Here is a 15408-nt window from a genome sequence, read left to right as displayed (position 1 = left end):
GCTTTTCATATGCTAAGATTATCTCGTATTTTTCCTGTGAAGAATAAGTTTTTCTTCTCATAAAAAAGCCCCCAATTAAGTAAACAGATTTTTTATTTACTCTGTCTACTTAATTGGGAGCATATCATGTTACGGGATGCTTTTTACGTATTTTGTATGATTAACTTAGTCGGGGATCTTTTAATAAACGTTCCATTTCTTCCATATGATTTGTTTCATCTGCAATCATATCCTCAAGTTTGACAACAAGCTCTGTTAATCCTAACTCTTCTGCTTGTTTTTTACGCTCTTCGTAGCGCTGGATCGTTTCTTTTTCAGCCTTGCTCGCTTCTTTAAGCATTTCCGTCACGTTTGAGACGTGCTTCACCTCAGCTGGCTTTGTTGTTGGCTCACCGCCAAGGTTTTTGATTTTTTCTGATAAATAAAGGGCATGCCCTTGCTCGTCAGGAATTTCTCCTTCAAAGAAAGGTTTTAAAATTTGATATTCTAGGCCGGTTACTGTAGACGCATAGTAAGTGTACTGAATAACCGCCGAATATTCACCCGCTAAATCGGTATTAAGTCCCTCTATTAGTTGTCTCATTTTCTCTTCCATTTGAATAAACACCCTTTCATTTACTGTTAGTAGGCATATACCCTTTTTAACGAGTCCTAAACCATAATAAGGTGATATTCTGCTCCCTTTTTTAAAAATAGGGAATTTACTAACTGGAACGAAAATGTTTGATTTCTATGTTCTTAAAGAAAGACGTTCCTCCTTGGGAAAAAAGCGTAATTCCTTGGTCGTTGTGACGAGGAAACACCTCGCTAGAATGTACGGTTTTTCCATCATCAATAAAGACTTCAATACTTGTTTTATCTACCAATATCTTCAAATGAACATTTTTCTTGTTTGCATCAAAGTAATCGCGGCTTTCCACATATTTTTTGCTTTGATCAGGCTGATTACTATAGCTTCTATTCACATATGAGACGTTATCTTTTGCAAAAACCCCGACATCAATGTGCCGCTTTTGATCTGCGGACTCTCGAAGTCGTAAGCCTACATTTTCTGCATCTGACCATGAAATATCTGTATCAAGCTGATAAGCTTCACCTTTTATCTTTAACTTTTTCTCTCCGTTTACTTCTACTTGCTTGAGAGAATTTGTTGAATCAGTTAGCTGATTTAATTCTTCGACAGGCTTTGATAACAGGCTGTACTGATCGTTGTCTTGTTTTGAAAGCGTAATTTCACGGGTTACTGAATCGAATCCGTTAAACCCATCTTTCATCGTTGGTGTCTTATCTGGATAATCCCAGTTGTTCATCCATGCAAAAGCGTAGCGTTTTTCTAAAGAATCCTCATTTTTACCGTCTTTAAACGTGACTGCTCCGTACCAATCAAAACCATGATCTAGCCATTGTGGCTCATCCATATCGGGAGTGAATGTTGTTCCATCGTAATTTCCTGTCCAATAAGCATAGGTGTTTGGCTTTCCGTTTTCTTTTCCATTTGCACTTGTCCCGAGAACCCACTTGATTGTCCCGTCATCTGCCTTCATTTGAAAAAGGTCTGGACATTCGGTAATGCCAATATCTTTAGTTACAAATCCTCCCGTATATGTCCAATCCTTTAGATTAGAAGATTCATAAAATCCGATTTTTTCACCTTCTGACATGACGAGAACCCACTTGTCATGTTCATTATCCCATATGACTTTGGGATCTCTAAAATCTTTGGTGCCTGGATTAGGCACGATAGGATTTTTGCTATATGATTTAAAGGTTTTTCCTCTATCGGTGCTATACCATAAATACTGTTCTTGCTTTTGTCCATCAGCAGAAGGCTGGGTCATAATCGCTACAATTGCGCCTTTACCAAAACCTGCTGTGTTCTCTTTATCTTCTACAACGGATCCGGACCATATATCGCCATTTTTATTTGTATACTTTGGAATAGCTACTCCTTTATCTTTCCAATGAACCAAATCTTTAGACGTTGCATGTCGCCATTCCGTCCCGTTCCCTTTAGGGTAATCATGATTGTATAAGTAATAGTAATGATACTCTCCGTCAAAATAAATGGGCTTTTGAGGATCATTTTTCCATTTATCAGGCGTGCTAAAATGATACACCGGGCGATAAGTGGATTCACTTTTATTTCCTTTTTCTTTTCCTCGATCTTTTGTATCCTCTTTTTTGGATACGCCTGCTATAATGAGTCCGGCTATTACAACTAAAAGAACGGCAAGCGTTATCCATTTATAAGCACCTTTTTTCTTCAAACAAACCCCGCCTTTCTCTTTTTTGTCTACATCGAATAAAACAAAAGAAAATGGTGATTACAATCACCATTTTCTTTTGTTGCTATTGCAAAGCGCTCAGTCTTCATCTACTGTTAACTGACCTTGCTCAAGAACACTATCTTTTACAACAGATGTTTTTGAACCGTCAATGTTCACTAAGAAGCTTGGTGCAAATGTAGAGTGGTTGTCTTCATAAAAGCCTCTATTTGTCATGTAGCTTGTAATAACGACATTATCTCCTTTTGTTTGCGGTACAGCAAAGTGAGAATACGTAAATGTTTTATCATTAGGATCTAAATCCATATGAAGAACTAATCCTGTATCATTTAAAGGCTTATATTTTCCTGTTAACGTATTTGAAACATAGCCTAGCATATACACATCATCTTGTCCGATTCCATCAATCGTCATTTTAGATCCGCGAGAATCGGTGAACAAATACCATTTTCCATCTTTTTTGAAGATGTTTGCACGTTCAATTTCGTCTGTAACTGTGTTTGATGTAATAAGCGGCTTCATTACTTTTTTAAGCGTATAGTCGTCATTTAACTCAATAATGCCTAAAGCCCCGTTTGCTAAAGAAGCTTTTTCTTTATTAGATCCTTCAAGAAGCTTTTTCTTTTCAGATTGGAAGAAAGGATTGTTTCCTCCATAGTATGCTCTGTTATATAAAGAGTCTTCGCCTTGGTAGCCATCTTCTGTTCCAGTGTTCGCTTCGAAAACAAGGTACTTATGTCCGTTGTCTTCTATGTAGTGAGGATCTCTTAGCGTATGGTTATCTCCTGTGTCATACCCGCCTTCATCAATAAACTGCTGAACCGTTTGATAAATCTTTCCGTCACCATCAAAGATTGACTTGTAATCTTCTACTCCGTCAACTTTTAACGTAGTATCGTCTGGCTGAGACATGTTCACTTGAGCTGTCGTTAACGTTTGTTTTCCGTATTGTTTACCTGAATAATCCGTATAGAATAAACGAACTTTACCATCTTTTGTTAACGTGGCAGAACCAGACCATTCTTGTGTTTGATTTTTAAGATGCGGGTCATTCGGAACGAATTTATCGCTGTCTTTAAACACTCTTCCAGCGTTTTTCCAGCTGTCAATCGATTTGTCTCCAGCTTTTTTATAGAAAAGATAAACAGACGTGTCATTCGAATCTTTTGGGTCACCTGCTAGGGCAAACACAATTTGATATCCATGATAAGTCGCCACTGTTCCATCAGCATTTTGTAATGGCCAGCTGTCCCATACATCTAAGTCAATTGTATTTCCTGATGCATCTTTTCCTTTAGCAGAAGCAATGTTTTTAATAGTGGATTCATCAAAAGCAGGAACCTTAAACTGATCACTGTTTTGCTGCTGTGGAATTTTCACCATATTATCGCGAGTAATATGCGAAATGCCGTAGCTATTATTAAAGTCTTTACTGTCATTTCCTTTAGCAAATGTTTGATATCCTCCACCTACTAGTAGGGCTGCAGCCAATGTAGCAGCAGTTGTATGCTTAGCAACTCGTTTCATTTTCATATGTTTTCTCCTTTTGTGTTAGTAAAGAATATAAATTTATTAATTCAATTAGCTATCAAAAATCCGAAAACAGAACCGGTTCCGTTCAACCAAAAGATTACTTGGATAAATGACGAAAGTCAAACATGCCAAATGTAGCTATTTCTCATTTTTATCTTTTTCATTGAGCTGTAACTAGGACCAAAGTTTACGTGTAAGAGCCCTTTTTATGTAACCGTTTTTCCAACAAAAGTGTACGGCTTTTTTTACATTTCAAAACACGATTTCCAGACGTTTCGTTTTATACTTCTACATGATTAAACACTTTATCTTTCCAGCATTGAAAACGCTATTCCGTTTTTTATACTTTCCGACCATTCTGTTTTCATTAATCTCTTAAAAAATCAGTACCTTTTTTTTATTAGCCGGACATGAAAACGTTCTATTCTTTTTCCTTTCTGAAGATTAGGCTGATAATAATAAAGGTCTAAAGTATGTTTTCAGAAAAAAATATTCCTTCTTTTTACCTACTCATTTTTATCTTTTTTAATGCATTGTACGCCCTCTCTTTTTACAAAAGAGAGGGCGTACAATGCATTTTTTAACTATTAAGAGTCTAAGCCAGTTGCTTTTCCTTCACGGCTGGAATCAGCTGCTCCAAATAAACGGCCGTTTTCTTTATCAATTTGAATCCCTTGAACATTTCCGATTGGGAATGGCTCATCTCCAAAATTAAATCCCATGGCTTCTAGCTCTCCTTTGGCATTCATATCCACTCCGGCTTCCCAACCGATAAGTGATCCTGTACTATTAAAAATTCTTGGTTCTTCAATCGCTTCTTTTATATCCATTCCATAGTCTAAGACATTCATAAGTGTTTGAAACACAGACCCTACAATCGTTGGTCCGCCTGGAGATCCTAGAGTGAGTACAGGTTCGCTATCTTTAAAAACGATGGTTGGACTTTTACAGCTAACCGGACGCTTTCCTGCATCTGCTTGATTTAATCCTCCAGGAATAGCATCAAAATCAGTAAGCTCGTTGTTGAGTAAAAACCCATGGTCTTTAACCATAATTCCTGTACCAAAAGGATGTTCCACAGTTGATGTACAAGCGACAATATTACCCCAGCGGTCAACTACGGTGAAGTGAGTTGTTTCACTAAGCTCACGTTCAGGTTCATAAGGCTGACGCACAACGTTTACTTTTTGGCCTTTCTCATAATTCCACGGGTTGCCAAAATCAACTTTCTCATTTTTATGTTTCCAATTAATTAATTTTTGACGTTCCTTTATATATTCGTCATTTAAAAGCCCTTTTAGTGGAATGTCACTGCAGGCTGGATCTCCAGAGAATGCAATTTTATCTGAAAATGCAATGCGCATAGCTTCTGCAAACAAATAATACTTTTCCCAAGATTTCACGTCGTATTGAGACACATCAAAGTCCTCTAATAGCTTTAAGATTTGCAGCACGGTGGTTCCTCCTGCACTAGGCATGTTGGAAGAAGCAATTCGGTATCCTTTATAATCTCCCCACACGGGCTCATCGATCTTAATCTGGTATTCTTTCAAATCCGACAGTTCCATAAAACCGCCGTGCTCTTTGATCGTTGAAATAATGGCTTCTGCAATTTCACCTTCATAAAAAGCCTCAATACCTTTTTCTTGAAGAATACGAAATGTTTTAGCAAGATCTTTTTTATTAATCATATCTCCTTCTTGCATAGGCTTGCCGTTTGGAGAATATAGCTGCTTAGCATGTTCTCCTAGTCGGTAAGCGTATGTTTTTAAAATATCTCCAAGAACCCAGTTTGTTTCCACACCTGCTTCTGCTGCTTTGGCAGCCGGTTCAATCAATTCAGCAAGGGGTTTTGTTCCATACTCTTTACGAGCTGCTTCCATCGCCTTTAAAATTCCTGGAATTCCAATTGCCGTTGCATGAGTAGAACGCTTTCTAAACGGAATAACTTCTTTATTTTCATCAAGAAACATTTCAGGATAAGCTGCTTTAGGAGCCTGAGAATGCCCGTCAAAAATTTTAGTTGTTTTGCTTTCATTGTGATACACCATAAAAAAGCCGCTGCCTCCAATACCGGTCATCATCGGTTCTCCGACGTTGAGCCCAAACTGAACGGCAATTGCTGCATCAATTGCGTTGCCTCCAGCTCTTAGCACTTGTTCTCCGGCGTCTGTTGCAATTGGATGAGCACTGGCTACCATTCCTGTTTTTCCAACCGCTGTTTCTCTTCTATATGAACTCTTTCCTGAACGAGATAAGCTTTTTCCATTAATCATCTTTTACGACCTCCTAGTTACTTACTTTATCTGGGATATTGTTAAAATACCCTATTGCATTTGGGATAAAACTGTTTAAATTTGTATTGATTACTTTACCTAGACCGATATCCCTAGCGTATTTTAAGCCCTGTGAAATCTATAAAACAGAAAAAGCGCCAGTCCTTTTTATTTAACAAAAGAGCTGGCGCTTTTTTAGTTTTTCTACCGTTTATACACTTTTACACTTGTACCGAAGCTGCTTCATTATTTACGTTCAGCAGGTTATAAAGCTCTTGAAGCCTTCCTATTTCATAGGTAGGCTTCCAATTTGTATCATTCTTTTTTTTCTGAGGATTAAACCAGCACGTATCAATACCGGCCAGCTGCCCGCCTTGAATGTCTGCACTCAAAGAATCTCCAACAATCAATGTTTCATGTACGGACAGCTCTTTTATACGTGAAAAAACATAATCAAAATATTCCTTCATAGGTTTTTGAAAACCTGTATCTTCTGAAACAAATACTTCTTTAAAATAAGGATATAGACCTGAGTCCTGAAGGCGCTTATATTGTGTAGCCGATACGCCATTTGTAACCACATATAACTCATAGTAACCGCTCAGGTTTTTAATTACCTCAATAGCTCCGTCAATTAGCTGATGACCATTATTCAAATACGTTCGGTACTCTGCTTCAAGCAGCTTTCCGTCTTTCTCTATTCCATATTCTTTACATAGAGTAGAAAAGCGAGTATTTACAACTTGCTCACGGCTTATTTTATTTTCTTCAAAAGCTGTCCATAACCCCTGGTTTATCAAGCTATAACGTTTTTTGCTTTCATCAGTCAACGGAATATTGTGGTTAGCAAAAAGAAGCTGTAAAGCCTGCTCTTCGGCTGCGTTAAAATCTAAAAGCGTATTATCAATGTCAAATAGAAGCGTTCTGTATGTTTTCATTCTTCTCTTTCCCCTTCAACTAATCTATTGCTTTTTCTACTCGTATATATTGTCGTTTGCTAGACAGCTCAGTTTTTCTTTATCTTTGAGAATAATGGAGCCTTTCTTTTTTTCAATAACTCCTTGCGCTACAAATTTCTGAAGAACACGATTTAAATGCCGGTAAGTCGTTCCGATTAAATTGGCTATATCTTTTAGGCTTTCTGTTTTTTGATCCATAACCAAATGTGATTCTTCACAAAAAATAGAGAGCAAGTAGCTAGCCAGCCGCACTTCAACTGGGTACATTAAATTAAAGCTTAGCGAGTTCGATTTTGCGCAAAACTTTTTTGTGAGCATTTCCAGTAAAAACGTCAGCAGCTGTGGATCATCGCTCGCATGCTGTTTTAATCGTTTGTATGGTATACCAATTACAACTAAAGGTGAAACGGCTTCAACCGTATTCATAATATCAACATCCTGTACATACTCAATATCGCCTATCACTTCAAGGGGCTGTTTAAAGGAAAGAACAAGCGTCTTGCCTTCGGGCGATATGGTATAAACTTTAACCTTGCCTTTCACCAGTATGTACAAGCAGTGAGACACGTCTCCTTGAGAACAAAGACGTTCTCCTGCCTCCACATCATACAGTGACAAATGCGGTAGTAAGTCTTTCTTGAAAACTGACTCTAATTTATAAGTATTTATATACTCCAGCAGCTGTTTCTCACTCGTAATTTCCCTCATGTTTTCCTCTCCATCATAACGGTTTCTTTTTATTAAACAATAACACTTCCCAAAATAAAAAGGACATATGTCCCGAATAAAATTTTAATTTTTACGTTATGTTCATAGATCCCTTTCAAAAGAAATATATACACAAAAAAGACTCTAGCTCGTTGGCTTAGAGTCTTTTTGTTAAACGCTCTTGTTCTTTCTGGCGTATCCAACGTAAATAAAGACGCCAATCAGCATCCAGCCGATTGAGTACATCCACGTTACCATTGATAAGTTAAACATAAGAAAGATACAGCAAAGAATAGCAAGAATTGGAATGAACGGTACAAAAGGTACTTTGAAACCGCGCTTTAAGTTAGGCTGACTTTTTCGAAGAGCTAAAATTGAAAATGAAACGGCAGCAAACGTAACAATCGCTAGCATATTCGCTAAATCTGCCAGCTGTTTTAAATCAACAAAACCAGCTACGATCGCGCCTAACGCCCCCACAAGCCATGTAGATATGACAGGCTCGCTATTTTTTTGGTTCACTTTCGCAAAAAGAGACGGCAATAATCCATCATCGCTCATTGACATCAGTATGCGGGGCACGACAAACAAATAAGCAAATACGACGGCCATAATACCAATAACCGCTCCGATAGATACAATGAGCGCTGCCCATTCTTGTCCTACACTATTGAGCGCATATGACAACGCATCGCCTACGTTTAGCTCTTTATAAGAAACCATTCCTGTTAATACTAATGCAATTACTACGTAAATGACTGCACAAACACTTAGTGCAATCAAAATACCTAGCGGCAAGTTTCTTTGCGGATTTTTCACTTCTTCTGCCGAAGTAGAAATGGCATCAAATCCGTTATAAGCGAAAAAGACGGAAGCTGCGCCTGCAAAGATCCCTTTCACACCAAAAGGAGTAAATGGGTGCCAGTTATTTGTATGAATAAAAAAGACGCCGACGGCTACAAATAAAAGAACAATACCTATCTTGATTAAAACCATTAAGTTATTTATTTTTTTACTTTCTTTTACCCCTCTTGTTAATAAAAACGACATGCACAGCACAATAAATACTGCCGGAAGGTTAATGATACCTCCGTCGCTCGGTATGGCGGTTAACGATTCAGGAAGTCTAATACCAAACTCAGTAAGCACATTATTTACGTAAGAAGACCATCCGCCTGCTACAGACGCTAAAGACACCGTATAGCATCCTACAATGGACCACCCTATTAAATACGCTACAAATTTCCCTAATGAAACATATATGTATGTATATGCGCCTCCTGAACTTGGAACAGCTGAACCAAATTCTGCATAGCACAACGCAACAAGAATACAGGCTATTGCAGAAATAATAAATGAAACGGAGACCGAGGGCCCTGCATCCCTGGCGGCAACTAGTCCTGCTATAACCAGCACTCCTGTCCCAATGGTTGCTCCTACTCCCATCAAAATAACATCAAATAACCCTAGTGTCTTAGTTGATTCTTTTGCTGCATTTTCCTCTAACAGCTTATTAACATCTTTTTTTGCAAACAGATTACTCATGATGACTAACCTCTCTTCATCTCATTACGAATGACTACTTTATAGTGGTAGATCTTTCTATATATGTAACAGTGAATTATTTTACTACATTTAATTTTCTGTGTAAAATAATTTAGCATTTTAACTTTTTAATGATTAAAACAAAATCACTAATAATGTTTTCTATCACACCATTATGATGTACCCGAACAGACTAAAAACATGCGTTAACACCTTTCTCAAAATTAGCTTCATTCATAATTGCTTTTGTACTATACTAAAGAAAAACTTCATAGGAGCAACGTAAAAGATGAACTTATTTTATTTTCTAAAGGGGTTAGTGATCGGTTTTTCCGTTGCTGCTCCCGTCGGTCCCATTGGTATTTTATGCATCAACCGCACGTTATCTAAAGGGCGATTACACGGATTTGTATCCGGGCTGGGAGCAGCTACAGCAGATGCTCTTTATGGATGCATCGCTGCGTTTGGCCTAACGTTCATTACAAACTTTTTATTAACCCAAAAGATTTGGCTTCAGCTGATTGGGGGATTATTTTTATGCTATTTAGGTGTACAAACTTTTCGTTCTCAACCTGCAGAGCACGCTGCTGCTGCTAAAGGAGAAGGGTTGCTTCGTTCGTATACATCCGTTCTCTTTTTAACGGTTACGAATCCAATGACGATCTTATTTTTTATTGGCGTGTTTTCTGGTGTAGGCATTAGTAAATCAGCATTTGATGTTGCTTCTGCGCTGACAATGGTTGCAGGCGTATTTTTAGGATCGGCCTGCTGGTGGCTCTCGCTCAGTTTTGCTATTAGTCTTGCCCGGTCGAAGTTTACGAATAACAGCTTGATCTGGGTAAATCGTATTTCGGGAGCGGTGGTACTGACTTTCGGGATATTTGCGTTATACAAGTTGCTATAAAAAGTCACTTGTCTCCTTTTCTGGGGACAAGTGACTTTTTTAATAGAAAAGAATAATCTTAAAAAATACCCTAAACGCTGTGTTTTCTGTATAATAGATAAATAGAAAAACAGAAAAAGTATAAAAAATGCTTGAAAACTACATACTCAATCAATAGTCTTCAAACATAATAAGGGGAAATAAAGCATGACCATTCTTCTCGTAGATGACAATCAAGTCAATCTATTTGTGATTGAAAAAATTCTAAAAGGCGCTGGCTACGATAACTGTGTGTCTCTTACGTCTGCCCATGCGCTTTTTGACTATCTTAACCTGGACGATGAGAACTCAAAAACGAATTCGGTCGATTTGATTTTACTTGATATTATGATGCCCGAAATTGATGGAATCGAAGCTTGCAGGCGAATTCAACAGGTAGAACGCTTAAAACATATTCCAATTATCTTTGTCACAGCCCTAGAAGACAGCAGCAAATTAGTAGAAGCTCTAGACGCTGGCGGAACAGATTACGTCACAAAACCAATTAATAAAGTGGAACTGCTGGCTCGTATGCGGGTAGCCTTACGCCTTAAAGCAGAAATTGACTGGCACACGGAACATGAAAAGAAAATTCAAACTGAGTTAGATTTAGCTACGCACGTACAGCAAAACTTACTCAGCCCCCCTTTACGAGAGAAAGATATTCAAATGGAAGTTTCATATTATCCTTCTTTTAAATTAGCGGGTGATATGTACTATTGGCACAAAATCGACGAGCACCGGTACGGTATTATTCTTTTTGATATGATGGGGCACGGCATCTCTGCCTCGCTTGTTTGTATGTTTATTTCGTCTGTGCTCAGAGAAGCTATCAAGTCCCTCATAGACCCTGAGCAGGTTATTACAGAGTTGAATCGCTACATGGAATTATTGCACAGCGAAAAAGATGAAATTCCTTACTATTTCACTGCTATTTATTTAGTGATTGATACGGAAGCTAAGACAGTAGAATATGTGAATGCCGGGCACCCAGAAGGTTATATGTTAGTGGATGAACATACGCTCGTTCCTCTTCAACGAGGAAGCTGCCCAGTAGGGTTTTTTGAAGAAATGGACGTTCAGAAATCTGTTGTCAGCTTTGAGAACGATGTGCAAATTTTGCTATTTACAGACGGAGCTCTTGAATCGATGGGCCCTTGCGAAAATGAATCTGCTCTTCGTCTTCAACAACTTACTGAACAAAAATGGACAAATCCGCAGGCATTTATGAATGAAATTTTCTCAGAAGAACAAAAGTTAAATCAGCCTGATGACATGTGCGTGCTTATGATTCAAGCACAAGCATAATAAAAAAGACCTCACAAATGAGGTCTTTTTTTATTGCTTTTGATAGATGCGCTCGTTCCCTGCAAACTCAATATAAGAAGTTGCTCCCTCAGCAAAGCGAAGCGTTTCTTTATCGCCAAGTCCAAGAAACCCTTTTACACACAGGCTTTCTGAAAATAAATTATACACTTGATTTTGCAGCTGAGCTGTAAAATAAATAAGGACGTTTCGGCAAATGATGACGTGAAATTCATTAAATGACTGATCCGTGACTAAATTATGCTGAGCAAAGATAATACTTTTTAACAGCGACGGATGAAAATATGCATAGTGATGATCCGTTTGATAATATTCCGAGAAGGCATTCTTTCCTCCGGCTTGAATATAATTTTTTGTATATGACTTCATTTTACGTAAAGAAAAGGCGCCTTGTTTTGCTTTTTCTAATACATCTTCGTTCATATCGGTTGCGTAAATGACCGTTTTATCCATTAACCCTTCTTCTTCTAAAAGAATCGCCATAGAAAATACCTCTTCGCCCGTTGCACAGCCAGCGTGCCAAATGCGAATTTCCGGATAATCCTTTAATACCGGAATCACTTTTGTGCGAAATGCTTTAAAAAAGCTTGGATCGCGAAACATCTCTGTTACATTTATTGAAAAATCATTTAAAAGCTGATTCATAAATTCTTCTTCGTGAATCGCTTTTTCTAACAATCGAGACACGGTTGGAATACGTTCAATTTTCATTCGATTATAGACTCGGCGACAAATAGAAGATTTAGCGTACTGTCTGAAATCGAATCCCGTTAATCGATAAATAGCCGTCAGCAGTAAATCAATCTCTAAATCCGTTTTTTTATTCATAACTAAGTCTTCACTTAAATCTAGGTGCTTCATATCCATTTATGTTTCATACCCCGCTTAATTTACTAGCCATACACGCATAACGGAGAACAGCTGATTTAAATCTAAAGGTTTGCTGATATAATCTGATGCTCCAGCTTCCAAGCATTTTTCACGATCGTTTTTCATCGCTTTAGCGGTTAATGCAATAATAGGCAAATCAACAAGCTTTAGCTCTCCTCTGATTTTCTGCATGGCTTCATATCCATCCATTTGCGGCATCATAATATCCATTAAAATGAGATCAAATGGTTCACTATTCTCCATCATTTCAAGACACTCTATTCCGTTATGAGCTGTCATAATGGTCATACCTTGTTTAGCTAGCGCAGTTTTTAAGGCAAAGATGTTGCGCTGGTCATCATCTACGATGAGCACTCGCTTATCTTGAAACACATTTTCACCATCTTGCAGTGAAGATTCAACTGGTTGTACAGAATGATCAATTTCAGTTATTTCTGCTTCAGGTTCAGCTTCTTCTACAGATACCGCTACTTCTTCATATGCAAAATTCACTTTTTCATAGTCAATAAGACCATTAGAGAGGCTAGGAAGGTATAGCGTAAACGTACTTCCTTTTCCTACTTCACTGCTTAGAGAAATCCAGCCGCCCAATAATTTTGCAAACTCACTGCAAATAGATAAGCCAAGTCCCGTTCCTCCGTACTTGCGGACCGTAGCTCCATCTGCCTGCTGAAACGCTTCAAAGATAAGCTGATGCTTTTCTTTTGGTATACCAATCCCTGTATCAGCTACAGCTATTTCTAGCCAGCAATCCGTATCAACTGTACGCATAGCTGTTGTAAGACGATGGTCAGCTACTCGTTGAATGGATACTGTGACAGATCCCGATTCCGTAAATTTAAATGCATTTGATAAAAGATTTTTCACAATTTGCTGGAATCTCTTTTCATCTGTGTGAATGATGTCCGGTACATCTTGTGCTTTATTAATTTTCAATTGTACGTTTTTCTGCTCAGCAACGTGGCTGAAATTACGTTCGATTTGATCCGGAAGCTCACTCATATTCATCTCAGCTAGTAAAATATCTAGTTTTCCAGACTCTACTTTTGATAAATCCAAGATATCGTTAATTAACGCGAGCAAGTCTTTTCCTGAAGAATGAATTATACGAGCGTATTCTTCTTCATCTTCAGATAGCGTTTTAGCTGCGTTTTCCTCAAGCATTTCAGACAGAATAAGAATGCTGTTAAGTGGTGTTCGAAGCTCATGCGACATATTAGCAAGAAATTCAGATTTATATTGAGAATTCAATTCCAGCTGATGCGCTTTTTCTTCTAAATCTTCTTTTGCAGCCTCTAATTCAAACGATTTTTCTTCTGCGTCTTTTGTTCTTTCTTCTAGCTGTTCATTAATCATACGCAGCTCTTCAGACTGCATTTGCAGTTCTTCTGATTGTGTTTGAAGTTCTTCAGACTGAGCTTGGAGCTCTTCTGTCATCGCCTGAGATTCTTTTAATAGACGAGCAATTTCCATACGTCTAATTACGCCATTGATAGTGAGACCAAACGTTTCAATCACTTGACTAATAAGTTCTTGCTCTAAAACTGTAAACTCGTGCAGCGATGCAAGCTCGATAACAGCAATTACTTCATCTTCAAACAAGACGGGTACAATAAAAATACTCTTAGGTTTTACGTCTCCTAATCCTGAAGTAATGAGCTGGTACGTGTCAGGTACATCGTTTATGACAAAGGTTCTTTTCTCTAAAGCAGCTTGTCCAATGAGCCCTTCGCCTATCAAAAAGCTCTCTCTTCCCGCGTCGCCTTTTCTATCTGCAAAAGCAGCTTGTTTGACGAATAAGTTTCCTTTATCATTTTCCTCTCGAACATAAAATGCTCCGAAAGAAGCTTGTGTCATTTCTGAAACCGTAAAGAGAAATTTTTCCGCAAGCTTGTCTACAGATGCTATGCCTTGGTACATCGTTACAGCATGAGCAATGTTCGTTTGAAGCCAGTTTCGCTCTTCAATATTTTCTAACAACGCGTTCGTGGCTAGCCCTAAATCTTTAATTTCATCATTAGATCGAACTTTAATTCTTCCTTTTAACTCGCCTTTTGAAGCCGTAATTCGTTTGATCGTTTGCGTAACTTCTTTAATCGTATTCACAATAGAATTAGACAACACAATAGCGATAGCAAGTGAAATAAGCGTAACGAATAACAGCAAACCGTAAAGTCCAATTTTAATTTTTTGATTTTTCTCGTCTAACTCTGTTGCTCTTGTTTCAGTCGATTTTTTCTCTACATTTCTAAAAGAAGTAAACTGGCTGCGTATATCGTCCATATACTGGCGCCCAGGATCTTTCTCAAAAAATTGCTGAAGCTCTTTTGTATTATTTTCTTTTTTTAATGCAATGGTCGGTTCACCAGCAGCTTCAATCCAGTCTTGAATACTTCCTTTAATCTTCTCCAGTTTCTCCTGCTGATTTGGATTATTATTTAGAAGCTGATACAGCGCATTATAATCTTTTTCCCAACTTGTTGCTGCACTGTTATAAGGTTCTAAGTAACTCGCTTCTCCTGTAATAATATAGCCTCTTTGTCCGGTTTCCATATCAAGCAGGTGCTTTTCAATTCGATTGGTCAGATCATGGACTTCAATATCATGATCAATGATAAAATTCCGCTCTTTTTGCAAAGATGAAATTTGACTGTTTAAAACAATAAATGCAATAAATAAACAGACAATAACAATTAAATATCCAATAATAATTTTAGATTTGATGCCAAACCTCATTTTCTTTTCCATAATGTTCCTACTTTCATTCTAGATATTCTTCTAGAAGCATTCGAAAAACATGTTTATTTTTGCCGCTGGACAATTTCACTTTCAGTACACACTCTCCACTCCATCTTCCTTTGCTTGATAAGGCTTCTCTCTTTTTCTTATCAAGTCAACATTCCTATTATACACTCTATTTTTGTACAGAAGAATATTTATTGTGCAAGAGGGAAAGATTAATT

11 protein-coding genes are annotated in these 15408 nt (G+C 37.8%); 2 read left to right on the top strand and 9 right to left on the bottom strand.

Annotation, left to right across the window (positions count from 1 at the left end; genetic code table 11):
* Positions 1-160 precede the first annotated feature (160 nt).
* From ACNHOZ_RS16730 to ACNHOZ_RS16700, 7 genes are all read right to left on the bottom strand, one after another.
* On the bottom strand, positions 161-595 hold the full coding sequence (locus tag ACNHOZ_RS16730; RefSeq protein ID WP_013056263.1) for a ferritin-like domain-containing protein: 435 nt from the start codon (positions 593-595) through the stop codon (positions 161-163).
* A gap of 109 nt (positions 596-704) precedes the next feature.
* On the bottom strand, positions 705-2267 hold the full coding sequence (locus tag ACNHOZ_RS16725) for a glycoside hydrolase family 32 protein (RefSeq protein WP_048018547.1): 1563 nt from the start codon (positions 2265-2267) through the stop codon (positions 705-707).
* A 96-nt stretch (positions 2268-2363) separates the two neighbouring features.
* Entirely contained in the window at positions 2364-3818 is a 1455-nt protein-coding gene (locus ACNHOZ_RS16720; RefSeq protein ID WP_447697242.1) for a glycoside hydrolase family 68 protein, read from the bottom strand.
* A 587-nt stretch (positions 3819-4405) separates the two neighbouring features.
* A complete protein-coding gene (gene ggt, locus ACNHOZ_RS16715; RefSeq protein ID WP_048018545.1) occupies positions 4406-6094 on the bottom strand; it encodes a gamma-glutamyltransferase in 1689 nt (562 codons plus the stop codon).
* A gap of 221 nt (positions 6095-6315) precedes the next feature.
* Positions 6316-7032 (bottom strand): YjjG family noncanonical pyrimidine nucleotidase, encoded by a 717-nt coding sequence (locus tag ACNHOZ_RS16710; RefSeq protein ID WP_048018544.1) that lies wholly within the window; start codon positions 7030-7032, stop codon positions 6316-6318.
* A gap of 36 nt (positions 7033-7068) precedes the next feature.
* Complete coding sequence (locus ACNHOZ_RS16705; RefSeq protein ID WP_048018543.1) at positions 7069-7761, bottom strand: Crp/Fnr family transcriptional regulator; 693 nt, start codon at positions 7759-7761, stop codon at positions 7069-7071.
* Between the two features lie 171 nt (positions 7762-7932).
* A complete protein-coding gene (locus tag ACNHOZ_RS16700) occupies positions 7933-9306 on the bottom strand; it encodes an amino acid permease (RefSeq protein ID WP_048018542.1) in 1374 nt (457 codons plus the stop codon).
* Positions 9307-9595: 289 nt separating this feature from the next.
* Here ACNHOZ_RS16700 and ACNHOZ_RS16695 point away from each other — a divergent pair, with 289 nt between their 5' ends.
* Both ACNHOZ_RS16695 and ACNHOZ_RS16690 read left to right on the top strand, forming a co-directional pair.
* The gene (locus ACNHOZ_RS16695; RefSeq protein ID WP_048018541.1) at positions 9596-10210 is read left to right on the top strand and encodes a LysE family translocator; all 615 of its coding nucleotides are present in this window, start codon (positions 9596-9598) and stop codon (positions 10208-10210) included.
* Between the two features lie 186 nt (positions 10211-10396).
* Positions 10397-11536: a SpoIIE family protein phosphatase gene (locus ACNHOZ_RS16690; protein WP_028413961.1), complete on the top strand. Its 1140-nt coding sequence runs from the start codon at positions 10397-10399 to the stop codon at positions 11534-11536.
* 30 nt (positions 11537-11566) lie between these two features.
* Here the strand turns inward: ACNHOZ_RS16690 and ACNHOZ_RS16685 are convergent, their stop codons facing one another.
* Both ACNHOZ_RS16685 and ACNHOZ_RS16680 read right to left on the bottom strand, forming a co-directional pair.
* Entirely contained in the window at positions 11567-12421 is an 855-nt protein-coding gene (locus ACNHOZ_RS16685) for a CheR family methyltransferase (RefSeq protein WP_048018540.1), read from the bottom strand.
* 18 nt (positions 12422-12439) lie between these two features.
* Entirely contained in the window at positions 12440-15193 is a 2754-nt protein-coding gene (locus tag ACNHOZ_RS16680) for a CHASE3 domain-containing protein (RefSeq protein ID WP_221831750.1), read from the bottom strand.
* Positions 15194-15408: the final 215 nt, after the last annotated feature.

It is taken from the genome of Priestia sp. D51 (assembly GCF_053345675.1).
The sequence above is the reverse complement of the archived record's forward strand: the minus strand, read 5'-3'. Positions and strand labels throughout refer to the sequence as shown.